Source organism: Mediterraneibacter sp. 210702-DFI.5.30 (genome assembly GCF_020560115.1).
Taxonomy (GTDB): domain Bacteria; phylum Bacillota; class Clostridia; order Lachnospirales; family Lachnospiraceae; genus Mediterraneibacter; species Mediterraneibacter faecis.
This window is the reverse complement of the sequence record NZ_JAJCME010000002.1, coordinates 350,224-363,648: the sequence shown is the minus strand read 5'-3', so window position 1 is coordinate 363,648 and position 13,425 is coordinate 350,224. Positions and strand designations below refer to the sequence as shown.

Here is a 13,425-nt window from a genome sequence, read left to right as displayed (position 1 = left end):
ATAGGTCGAGGGCATAACCAAAGCAGTGATAGGTTTGGATGATGATGTTGGTTTTGAGTGTATGTAGTTTTGAAGGTACATGGAATATAGACAGGAATGAGAAGCAGTGCGAAAGCGCTGTTTTTTTCTTGCAAAAACTAGAAGTGCTACATTGCACTTCTATAAAAATACAAACACTCAACAGGCGTTACTATTACGTAAACTGTGAATAGTTTACGCTATTACTATGAAATAATCCAGAATTAATTGATAAAAGAGAAAATTTATCAGTTAATTCTGGGTTATTTTTTGGGGGTAAAACACGTAACTTCTTGAAATAGTGTTATAAATCTTGAAATTGTGTTATAAATCGTGAAATTGTGTTATAAATCATGAAAATTTAATATTCATTAAATTGGAAAGTTATGTTAATATAGTGTATGAAACAAAGACAAGAGAATGCCGATAGACAGCAGAGGAGAGACAGAATTATATTATCGGTTTATGGAAAAGGGATGGAGTTCGAAAATGAGAGGAAAGGCAAAACAGAGAGTTAGTCTGATACTTGTAGTGACAATGGTACTCGGAACAGCATTAACAGGAAATACTGTATTTGCAACAGGAGAGAGCAGTGACGAACAAGATCGGATAAAAATTAACATTTCTAAAGATTCTGAACAATCTGTGGAACAGAATGTTGCACAGACAATTCATGTGACTGCGCAGGGGCAGTGCTCGCAATCAGTCTGTCTGAATGTATATCTAAAAAACGAGGACGGATCTGCGGCAACAGATATAGATGCAGTCAATCTTCTGACAAGCGATCAGCTTACAGATAAAAACACACAGAAAACAATCGATGAGACATTGAAAGATTCAGTGACTCTTAATAATGGAACAAAGGCAAGTCCAATAGCAGAGTGGAAGAACGACAAGGACGATAATGGAACAGTTACTTCTAAATATCTGCAGATTACAATGCCAGCGGATGCAACAGCAATCAACTTTGATATGCAGCTTCAGTATCGTACAGATGAAGCAAGCTATACAAAGAAAGTGCTGGTTGAGGCAAAGGCATTCGAAGAGGAGCAGGATATCACAGAAGCAGCTAAGAGAGCAGACGAGAGCAAAGAGAATGAAGCGACAGTTGTCTGGGAAGGTCAGGCAGTAAGTCAACCAGAAAGCGAAGCTGCGGATGAGGACGCGGACGGAGAAAATGCTTTAAATGCAGTTGCAGAAGAAAACCAATATACAGTTTACTTCCAACAAAGCAATATTGATGATGCCAAGTGGAATAATGCAACACAAATTTATATTTATGCATTTAATGATAGAGATGATAATTTGAAGAACATCTCACCAATGGCTAAAGAGGGTGGATCAAACTTACAAAATGTCTGGAAATATACATTTAATAAGCAATGGAAAAATGTAATTTTCCTTAGAGAGGGTAATTGGCCAAATGGTGACGATAAATCTTCTCAGACTGTAGATTTGCAAATCGACTGGAAATTAAATCAACCTTGTTTTCAGTTAACAGGTGCTTATGAACAAAAGACTAGAAAAAAGTATGCAGATCAGAGTGCATATCAGGGAACTACCCAACCAGCAGATGGAATAACAGTATATTATGATGCTACATTATCTAAATTATCTTATAATGGTACAGAAAATGTAAAGAATGCAGGAAAAGGAATTCCAAATTCGGAGGATGATCCAAATTCGGAGGATGGTCCAATTTACTTCTATGCTAGAAATGTTGCTGCTACTAAATCTTATACAGGCACAATGGAAAAAGCATCAGAAGGAACTTATAAAGATGTATATAAAGTAACTCTTCCGCAGGGATATACGAAAATAAGATTCGCAGCATATAAAGTAAATGATACGAATGTAGCAGCAAATGGTGATGCGACAGATTTAGTAGATATTCCGGAAACTATGACAAAACCATGTTATTATGGAGATTCAAGTGACGATATTATCTATAATGGCAGTACCGGAAACCGTGGAGGTTACTGGGGAGAGGCATATACTGTAAGAGATGCGGAAAAAGGAAAGAGTACGACAGTTGTAGATGTACCTGTACAGGATGAAGCAGAAACAAGAGATGCTGATAACTTATATGTAAATACGACAATTTATGATTACTACTCAGATTATGAATTAAATGGAAAAAACAGAGATAACTATCCAAAACAAGGTGATGTAACAAATAACAGAATCTATCAGCCGTTCCGTCAGTTCAACATGGCGTTGAGCGATTATTATCGAGATAATCAAGCAAAGTCACCATTATACTGGGGAAACTTTCAGAACTTCTCAGGTTCACACTTTAATGAAATTTCTGAAACAATGAAGTTGTTTGATTACAATAGAGATGGAAAAACAGATCAATTTAAAAAATTCTTTTATGAAAACAACTCCATGTGGGGAAGATATGAAGAAAATTTAACAATGGGTGATGAATCACTCAATGGACGAAATGCAACGCAGGGATTGGTCGCAGATCAGTTATCCAGTAACAATTTACAATTAAAAACAAAAGATGGAAATATGATAACGGCTCCATTTTTTGACAAAGACTTTTTAAGTGGAAAGAATTCAAAGAATACAGTACTTGGAAAAGTATATGAAAATGTAACTTTTCCATTTGTAAAAAAAGCAATGACGTCATCAAGTAGTGATTCTACCGGAACAGTAGATTATTGGTATTTTGACAGTGCTGATCAGAGTTCAGACATAGACAATAAAAATCTTCAATTACAGTATGACGAAACTGATGAATATTTTTTGAAATCAACTGATGAAGAAGTAAAGGGAAGAACAACAAAGAATAAAACAGATAATGGAAATTATTTCCCATTGAATTCAAAAGATCAATCAGGAGATGCTTCAGAATTAAATTATGGATTTGGGCAAAAGTTTGATCTGAAGTTCCGTCTTACATCTGATGGAACAGTTGTTGATTCTGGAAATAAAAAAGTACCAATTGAATTTAACTTTTCCGGTGATGATGATGTATGGGTATTTATCGATGGCCAGTTAGTTCTTGATGTTGGTGGTGATCATGATGTAGTAGAAGGAACAATTAATTTCGCAAATAAGAAAGCTAAAGTAAATCGTGTGAAGAAAAGCGATTCTAATAACGGCGGCGATGATGGGGTAATCAAAGATGTAGTAAAAGATTTTCCAAATATATTAGACAAAGCTGATTATTTCACAAAAGAACATACACTTACTATGTTTTATATGGAACGTGGACTTTGGGAATCAAACATGAAAATCACTTTTAACTTCCCGGATGAAAATGAATTCGCTGTGGAAAAGAAAGTTGATACAACAGATGTGAATACAGAGTTATTCCCGACACCATTGTTTGAAGATGCTAACGTATTCCCATTCACGATTCAAAATCAGGCAACACATTATGGAACAAAAGAAGCACAATCTGCCGAAGCAAAACAGCCTAAAACTTATAATGATAGTTTTTCATCAGAAAAGATATCAAGTGCATCTTCACAGAATACATTTGAAACTGTAGATAACATGGCTGGTCAGCCGAAAGTAGTTCACTGGAAGGCAAACCATGATGATGCGGAAGGAGAGTATGTTAACAAAAGATTTGGAATTATACAACCAGAAACGGGTGGTACATTTGATGCTTCTGAAACAAATGCATTCTTGCAATTCAAGATGTATTATGATTATTCGGACATTCCGGGACTTGCAAGTACCTATCTGGAACTGGAAGATTCCTCAGGAAAAACAATAGGAGGTTATCTTTCAGGAAAGACTTACGGAAACAGTAGTCTTGTACAGAAACAATGGAATACGATTCAGGTTGATCTGAGTAAACTACAGGGAGATACGACATTTGATTATTCCGAGATAAAAAATATCAAATTTAATTACAATTTCGAGAGAGATATTTATCTGGATGATTTTATATTCATTCCTTCCGTTGTAGCAGCAGCCAAAACTGGATTTGTAACACAGCAGCAGGATATCCCGGATTATGGTTCTGCGACAAGTGGAACGTTGCAATATCCGAAAGGAGCACAGTATACATTATCTAAAAATGATGGCTCATCAAAACTGTATAGAATCGACAGTGATGGAATGTTCGCTTTGGCAGATGGAGAGACAGCAACATTTAGTGATCAGTTTAGACGAGGAAGCTACATTGCTGTATCGGAAGATGTGAATTCAGCGGTATTTGATACGACATGGACACTTTATGAAAATGGACAGGCTGTGTCAACGATGAAAACAGGAAATACGGTGGAAAATAAAGCTCCTATTCCATCAGTTAAAAATGTTAAAGGCAATACCATTCGAGATGGCCGTAAAGAAGTATATAAGGAAGACAAAAATAATGGTGTAGAAATATCTAACAGCGGATATACTTCTACCGGATATGCGAAGAATCAAGATGATAATACAGAAAATAAAAACACAATTGTTTTCAGATCATATGTAGCTCCTGATAATCAGACAACTATGACAAAGCTGAAAGCAACATTTGTCAATAAAGTAAAAACCGGAAAAATAGAGATTCGTAAAAGAGCAGCAGAAGGATCAGATGCATTGAAAGGTGAGTATAAATTCCGTGTAGAGTTCAGTAATGTTGCAGATCTCTCACTGGAATCTGAGAAGATTGTAAAGGAATATACAATCAAAGCTGAAGATTCAGTGACTATAGAAGGAATTCCGGCAGGAACAGATTATAGAATCAGCGAGATTAATAGTTCAGATGGTTCTACACTGGAAAGTGTAATTGTGAATAATAATAATTCATTCGATGCAGGATATGATCCGGTTACGAAAGTTGTTGCCGGTAAAGTGATTGCTTCCAGTGATATGACAGGGAAAGGAATAAAAAATCCAGATACATCATCAAATGCTACAATTATTACTTTCAATAATACGTTAAAACCTACAATCAATCTTAATCTTACAAAAGAGTGGAAAAATACAAATAATATTATACTTCCAGATTCAATTAAGATCCGGCTTCAGAGAAGCAGCGATGCTGGTAAAAACTGGGAAAAAGTTAAATATGATGGAAAGAATGAAACAATAACACTTTCTCAAGGATATGATGGAAATTGGAGTTATTCATTCAAAGATCTGGATCAATATGTGAATTATAAAGCAGATTCAAAGGTTCCATATATCTATCGAGTTGTAGAAGTATCAGGAGCCGACGGAAATGAGACAGTGATTGAAGGTAACGGATATCTGAATGATAAGTACAAAGTAACTTACAGTGATAATGTTGATTGTTCAACGATTTCCACAGGGATTTCGGAAAGTAAAACACAATCCTTTACAATAACAAATACTTACAGTCCTAAGACAAATATTAAGATCACAAAACGGGATGCATCAACTAAGGAACCACTGGATGGTGCTGAGTTTAAACTGGAAAAGATGAAGAAAGATACATCGACAGGAAAGCTAGTAGTTGATAATAGTTTCAAAGCCAGGACAGTAACAACAGAGGGAAAAGACGCAAGTTCTAATCCATTAGGAATTGCAGAATTCAAGGATCTGACGGATGGAACTTATCGCCTGACCGAGACGAAGGCAGCAGAGAACCATAGTTTGTTGAAAGATCCGGTTATCATAGTGATTAACAGGAGTGATAAGTGTCTGATTGATAATGAAGTGTGTGAGGTAGTAGATAATACCATTTCTATTACGATTTCCAATCAGGCAAGATTCGATCTTCCAGCCACGGGAGGATATGGAAGGTACATTGTGATACTTGGGGGGATTGCCCTTGCAGGGGTAGGACTCTTCATGTATAGATTACAAAAACGCAGAAAGGAGGGTAACATCTCCTAGACGCAACAATAAAAAGAAATAATAACACGATAAAGTGAAAGAGAGGAAGGAAAGCATGGGAAAATTTAGAAAAATGTTGGCAGGCGTGTTAAGTGCAGCAATGGTACTGTCAACTATGACAGTGACGGCATTTGCAGCAGAGACTAAAATGCCGACAATTGACACAACCACAACAAAAACAGGATCTATTACAATTCATAAATATGAATATAATGGTAATTCTATCACAAAAGGTACAGGAGAAACAACAGACGAAAGCAATGTACCAAGTGATGCAAAACCTCTTAAAGGGGCAGGATTTACAATTTATAAGGTAGCGGATGAAAATGAGTTAATAAAGTATTATAATACTAACCCGGAAAGTCTTCCATCAATTGATACCTATGTTGATAAAGCATCAGGAAAAATCAGAGATAGCTATGCTGATAAACTAGTTACAGAGAAAACAACTAATGACAAGGGTATTGCAAAGTTTGACAATCTTGCGCTTGGTTTCTATGTAGTTGTTGAGACAACAACACCGGATAAGGTTACAGATCCAGTTGACCCATTTATCGTATCCGTACCAATGACAACAAAAGATGGAGATAATTGGTTATACGATGTTCATGTATATCCTAAAAATAAGACAACTTATGGTAAAGTAACATTAGTGAAGCAGGGAAATACAGATTCTGTGAAACTCTCAGGCGTTATATTTGTACTTCAGAAAAAGAATGGAGAAAACTGGGAAAATGTGGAAACAAGCGAATCAGATAATAAGACATTAAACCTTACGACAGATGTTAACGGAAAAATTACTGTAGATGGTCTTTCACAGGGAAGATACAGATTTATCGAGAAAGATCGTGGAGCTAATAATAATGGTTATATCATGGATGGAGCTACTGCATATGACTTTACAGTAAATCCTGAGGGAACGATTACTTATAATAGTCAGACAGGGAAGAACATTACAATCACTGTAAAGAATGAAAAACCTGATATGACAAAACAGGTACAAAAAAGAGACGATGTTAATACTTGGGGACAGGATGCTGACTATAATGTAGGAGACATGGTTCCATATAAGATCACCATTGATGTTCCATCCAATATTACAAAGTTAAAAGAATTTACATTAACAGATACACCGACAAATCTTGAGGATGACCTTAACTCAGTAGTAGTGAAATGTGAAGAAACAACACTGACAAAGGATAGTGATTACACAATTGGTAAAGATACAACTAATGGAAAAGGATTCAAGATCACATTTACTACAGCAAGCATGACGCCATATGCAGGAAAGCAGATTGTAGTTACATATAATGCAGAATTGCTTTCAACAGCAGTTACTACAACAAAGGGTAACCCAAATACAGCAAAACTTGAGTATTCTAACAAGATTCTTCCGAAACAGGATGATAAAGATAACCCGAACAAGCCTGAAAGTCCAGATACAAAACCAGGCAAAGATTCTATAGAAGATAACGCAGTTGTTTATACATTCAAACTTCAGATTCAGAAAAATGCAGCAGATACAAATAAAGGATTGGATGGTGTTACATTTGATCTCTATAAAAAAGTTTCAGCAGGTACAGAAGGTGCATTATCAACTGAGGAAGCAGATAAATTTGGTTTCGAATCTGCTAGTACATGGAAGAAAGTAGAAACATTAACAACAAGAGACGGTGGTAAAGTTGAAAAATCCGGTCTTGCAAATGGAACATATTATCTTGTAGAGACAAAAACAGCAGAAGGTTATAATCTGTTAAAAGCACCAGTAAAAGTTGAATTAAATATTGTTTATACAACAACTACAAAGACAGAGTGGGTAACTGATGAAAACGGTGTTAAGACTCTTGTAAAAAATGAGATTACAAAGACAGAATTTAAAGAAGGATCAGCTACTTCAACAGGTACTCATACAGAAACTATCATCAACAAGAAAGGTTTCACTCTCCCAACAACAGGTGGTATGGGAACAGTTCTCTTCTCCATCGCAGGTTTTGCACTGATGGCAGGAGCAGCATTTGTACTTCTGAAAGGTAGAAGAAAAGACGCGTAAGAAATCAGAACAATTGCTATAAACTTTTAATTTCATAATGCTAGATAAATAGGAGAGGACAGAAGAATCTGTTCTCTCCTAAAGTAGATTTTACGCTGCTGTGAACAGTAACGTGTCGGGCAGTGATTTATTTTATGGGGAAGAGCCAAATGAAAAAGATTCGGGTTATATTTTGTGTTATTATATTTATGACAGGATTGGGAATCGCATCGTATCCATTTATCAGTAACATGGTTGCGCAGCGGCATGCCAGTCAAGTTGTGAAAGATTATGAGACGAATGTAGAAGAAATGGATGAAGAGAAGATTGATGCAATGAAAGAGGCCGCGAAGAAATATAATGAGCAGCTTAGCAATGTTGTATCAGTGGATGATGAAAATGAAAATAATGAGCAGGGAGAGAGTTATGCAGATCTTCTGAATATCGGGGAATCGTTAGGGTATATTACGATTCCGAAGATTAATGTGAATCTTCCAATCTATAACGGAACGAGTCAGGATGTCCTTTCCAAGGGTGTCGGTCATATGGAGCAGTCTTCATATCCGCTTGGCGGAGAGAGCACGCACTGTGTATTGACAGGACACAGGGGACTTCCGAGTGCGGTATTATTTACAGACTTGGACAAGTTAGAAATCGGGGATGAATTTTATCTTCATGTATTAGACGAGATTCTTGCATATAAGGTGGATCAGATCAAGGTAGTAGAGCCAAATGAATCCGGTGACCTGGAGATCATCGATGGAAAAGATTATTGTACGCTTGTGACATGTACACCATATGCGATCAACTCTCATCGGCTTTTAGTTCGTGGAGAACGGACGGAATATAAAGGAGAACAGGATAAACAGACAAAGAATCAGATGCAGACAGGCGCTTTGACGAAGCGTATTGTTGATGTATGGCCGTGGCTTCTGGGAGCATTTCTTGTCGCAGTGCTGATTGAAAGCGGTATCTTTTTCTCGATTTTAAAACGTAAGAAACAGGACATGGAGGAGTAAGTAATGGAGTATTATGAGAAGCTGCAGAAAGCGATTGATGCAGTAGAGCATGTGATTATTGGAAAAGATGAATGTGTGGAGAAGATCATGGAAGCAATTCTTGCAGGAGGCCATGTTTTGGTGGAAGATATTCCGGGAGTCGGAAAGACGAGCCTTGCGCTTGCATTTGCGAAAGTACTTGATCTGGAACAGAATCGTGTCCAGTTTACTCCGGATGTTCTTCCGGCAGATATTACAGGATTCTCCCTTTATAGGAAGGAACTCGGAAGTTTTGAGTATCAGGAAGGTGCAGTTATGTGTAATCTGTTTCTGGCAGATGAGATTAACCGTACTTCCCCAAAGACACAGTCGGCGCTTCTGGAGGCGATGGAAGAGCGAAATGTAACAGTAGATGGAATTACACATGTGCTCCCGGAACCATTTCATGTGATTGCGACAGAGAACCCGATCGGATCTGCCGGAACACAGATGCTTCCGGAGTCTCAGCTCGACCGTTTTATGATCAGTCTGCAGATCGGATATCCGGAGAAGCAGGATGAATTAAAGATTCTTATGAGCAGAGACCGGACGAATCCGATGGATGCGCTTCAGCCGGTAATCTTCCGGGATGAGTTGAAAGAGATGCAGAAGCTGACCGAAGAGGTTCGAATCCATCAGGTGATCTATGAATATATCATTAACCTTGTGGATGCAACAAGAAAGAATGAAATGATCGAGCTTGGAGTCAGTCCTCGAGGTGCACTGGCACTTGCGAAGATGGCTAAGGCATCTGCATTTCTCTCAGGAAGAAGCTATGTGATTCCGAACGATGTTTCAGATGTATTTCTTAATGTTGCGGAGCATAGAATCCGTCTGAGTTCGAAAGGGCGTCTGAATCACCTGACCGCAGAGAAAGTGCTTGGTGAAGTGTTAGATACTGTGAAAAAACCGGTGCCGCAGAGACGATAAAATCTATAGAATGAAGTAGGACAGGCATATGAGAAATAAAAAAATATATGGCGGAATCTTATTTGTGACGCTTGTGATTGCGCTTTTCTGGGAATCCGCTTTGATCCGGACACTTTTCGCATATGAAGTGTTGATGCTTCCACTTCTCTTTCTTCAGGCTGAGTATTTTGCGAGAAATCTCGAATCCCGGTTGCACGTTCCGGTCCGGTATGTACAGAAAGGGCAGGAATTTGCGGTGGAAGTTGAACTGGAAAATCATTCTTTCATGCCGATGGAATCAATTCCTGTAGAAATCAGCTGTGAGAATGAATTTACAAAAAGCAGATTCAGCGCAAAGGATACCGCGATGGTCGAGGCAAGGAAAAAGGTGCGGTTACAGTTTTTCCTTGAAGCGAAATATTGTGGCAGAGTGAAAGTGTCTGTTGAGAAGGTGAAGGCACAGGATTATCTGCGGTTATTTTCAAGAGGGAGTGAGAAGAAAGATCAATCCGAAGAAGTGATGGTGCTTCCGGTGATTCATAAAATACCGGTGCAGCAATCTTTTCAACTGGAAGAAAATCTGGAAGGACAGCTGTTTTCGAAGAATAGAACCGGTGAAGATACATCAGAAGTATTTGACATCAGAGAATATCGTTCAGGAGATACTTCTCACAGGATCCACTGGAAATTATCTGCAAAGACGGATGATTTTATGGTGAAGGAATATAGTCTGCCAATGGAACGCACAGTATTGCTTTTTCTTGATCTGCATATTGGAAAAGAAGAAAAGTTTACACAACAGAAGCTGGATCATTTTCTTGAAATCCTGGCTTCACTGTCATGGTCTATGCAGGAGCAGAACTGGCATCACAAGGTGATCTGGTGGGATGAACAGAATCAGATGTTAAAGGAAGCGGATGTTTCTTCGGAGGAAGAAACCTTTCGTATGTTAGAACAGATCTGTTCCTCCAGAGTATATTCGAAAGCATATGAGATTCAGGAATTATATTTCCGGCAGTTTGGCGAGCGGACAGAAGAGCTCGGAATGCAGCTTGATATTTCAGGAAAACTTTATCATGATGGAAGATGTATAAAAGTATTCCGACAAGAGAAACTGGAAGAGGATTTAATGGAATGGGAACTGGAACTGTAAAGAAGAAAAAAACAAATCATACAGAAGAGACAGGAATCCGTGTGGTACGCAGACGGATTCTACAGGAAGATCCGCAGGGAGACAGACTTTCTTCTGCATCGTTCTGGTGGATGACGGGACTGTGCTTTCTAAGTGCAGTAGCTCTTTGTATGCTGTTTACAAAAGCATTTTCTATTACATTTGCAAAATGGCTCATTTATCCGGCAATGCTTGTGTACTGTGTTCTCTTTACATTATATTATGAACAAAGACAGTTGAAAAAGTATCGCGTGTTTCTCTTTTTAGGAGTTGTTTTTGTGCTTTGTCTGGTCATGTTTCTGATACAGAAGGAGTTGATGGCAAGCATTTCTTATGTGTGGATGCAGATGGCAGAGCAGTTGAACCGGTCTTACCAGGGAGACTTGAGTGTGCCGTCAGGAGCCGGAAATTCTGCAACACTGTTTTTCCTCTTTTTGTTCCTTGGTATTGTGTGGATTCTTGCACAGGGAATGATTAAGAGGCATGAAAAAGGATATTTTCTGTTGATCACATTTCCTGTGTTACTGGTTGTTCTGTTAAGTGGGGGAAATGTGTCGAAAGCAGCACTTTTTCTATTACTCCTTAGTTTCTTATGTATCACGGCAGCATCCGGAATCCGTGTGAGAAAGAAGTTCTGGGGCGGAGAAGAGAGCGAGGCATTTCGTCAGAATCTCCGGGCGGTTCGAAGAATCCAGAGCAGAGCTTCTGTCGTGTGCATCGCAGCAGGAACGATTCTGCTTCTGACGTCCTTTTACCTGCTTGGACCGGCTCTTTCAAAGCCGATCGTGACGTTATCAGATGTATCAGCGCCTGTGAAAGTTCATGGAATGCAGTTCCTCTATGATTTCCTTCCGAAAATATCAGGTGGTAAGTTGAATCTTTCGCTTGAAGGGGTCGGAGGTGGTGTCTCGGACGGAGAATTGGGAGATGTCGAAGGTTCTTCCTATGATGGAATCGAATCCATCCGTGTGACGACATCTGCACAGCCGAAAGAGGTTCTGTATTTAAAAGGATTTGTCGGATCAGAATATACCGGAGACAGGTGGAAACCGGGAGATGAAGATGCATTGCAGGATGCGGCTCTCAACTGGAAAACAGAAGGAAATTCACTTCTCTATCTCCAGAATCTTCCGTTTTTGCGAATGATGTATACACAGACACAGCAGCCGGAGCAGATGACGGTAGAGCGATTGAACGCAAATACAAAGTATACCTATGTTCCATATCAGGCATATCTGAACGACTATTATGAGATGATCGGCGGAGATGGTTCGGTCGCAGGGCAGACAGCGCAGGATGACAGTTATGCATGGTTTCCGGTTACAGATTTCCAGAAGGAAATGACAGAGTGGGCAAAGCAGGATGATCAGCAAAGTGTACTTGATGAAGTGGAGACTTCTTATGAGGTATATGTAGAAAATAATTATGAAGATGTTCCTTCGGATCTGAAACAGCTGAAGAAAATGTGCAAGGAGAAAAAAGTAGAGTGGAAAAAGAAAATGAGCGGAGATATCACACAAGAGCAGAAGGATGATCTTATCAGTGAGCGGATCACGGATGTGAAGCAGTTCATAAGACAGACGCTCTGGAAACAATGCTCCTTTTCAGAATCTGTAAAAAAGCTGCCGGAGGGAGAAGATTATGTAGAATATTTTCTGTTTGACAGGAAGAAAGGAGATTCTACAGCATTCGCTTCCGCAGCGGCGTTGATGTTCCGTGAGTGTGGAGTTCCGGCAAGATATGTAGTCGGTTATGCGGCACCGGCAAACTTATTTACGGAAAACAGTGAGGGGAATTACTCGGCAGTTCTCCAGGATGATAATGCACATGCATGGGTGGAAATCTATGTGCCGGGTGCCGGATGGATGCCGGTGGAGACAACACCTGGATTTGACGGAACGATTGAGAATGTTGAAAGTACCGATGTTCAGACGGATTCAGTGAAGGATCAGAAGGACAAAAAGGAAGAGAAGAAAAACTGGAAAGAGGAAGCGGGAGATCTTTTTAAAGATACAAAGAAAGCTTTCAGTGGCAAAACAGTAGAAATCGTGAGCGGAATTATTCTTTTCTTATTATTAGTCGAGGCAAGGAGACGTTGGATTTCCGGAAGAAGACGGGGCAACGGAAGAAAATTGTCGAAGGAACAGAAGGTAAAAGAAATCTTCTGCAGCTTCTATGAAGTGCTTTTGTTTGGCGGATTTCCACAAGATGTGGATACAACAGAAGAAGAATTTGAAAGAGAAGTTGCACTGCGTTATCAGGAATTTACGGAGAAGGAGTTGGAAAAGTTCAGGACTCTTGTTCTTCAGGTGCATTATGGATATGAGGAGATTTCAGAGCAGGATGTGCAGTTTGCACGAGACGAATATGAGAAGCTTGTAAAGGCAACAGTAAGACAGATGAAGTTCAGAAAGAAGAGCGTATTTTATATATGGAAAGGATTCTGA

6 protein-coding genes are annotated in these 13,425 nt (G+C 38.9%); all 6 read left to right on the top strand.

The genetic code is table 11. The features are described 5' to 3' along the window. Window positions 1-438: 438 nt before the first annotated feature. Complete coding sequence (locus tag LI126_RS03640; protein WP_227164835.1) at window positions 439-5,832, top strand: SpaA isopeptide-forming pilin-related protein; 5,394 nt, start codon at window positions 439-441, stop codon at window positions 5,830-5,832. A 55-nt stretch (window positions 5,833-5,887) separates the two neighbouring features. Continuing rightward, entirely contained in the window at window positions 5,888-7,882 is a 1,995-nt protein-coding gene (locus tag LI126_RS03635; RefSeq protein WP_227164834.1) for a SpaH/EbpB family LPXTG-anchored major pilin, read from the top strand. Between the two features lie 149 nt (window positions 7,883-8,031). Further along, on the top strand, window positions 8,032-8,880 hold the full coding sequence (locus tag LI126_RS03630; protein WP_227164833.1) for a class C sortase: 849 nt from the start codon (window positions 8,032-8,034) through the stop codon (window positions 8,878-8,880). Window positions 8,881-8,883: 3 nt separating this feature from the next. Next, window positions 8,884-9,828, top strand: coding sequence for an AAA family ATPase (locus tag LI126_RS03625; RefSeq protein ID WP_055160796.1), 945 nt, complete (start codon window positions 8,884-8,886; stop codon window positions 9,826-9,828). A gap of 28 nt (window positions 9,829-9,856) precedes the next feature. Next, complete coding sequence (locus LI126_RS03620) at window positions 9,857-10,960, top strand: DUF58 domain-containing protein (RefSeq protein WP_227164832.1); 1,104 nt, start codon at window positions 9,857-9,859, stop codon at window positions 10,958-10,960. Continuing rightward, complete coding sequence (locus LI126_RS03615) at window positions 10,894-13,425, top strand: transglutaminase family protein (RefSeq protein ID WP_227164831.1); 2,532 nt, start codon at window positions 10,894-10,896, stop codon at window positions 13,423-13,425. Before LI126_RS03620 ends, LI126_RS03615 begins: the two co-directional genes overlap by 67 nt.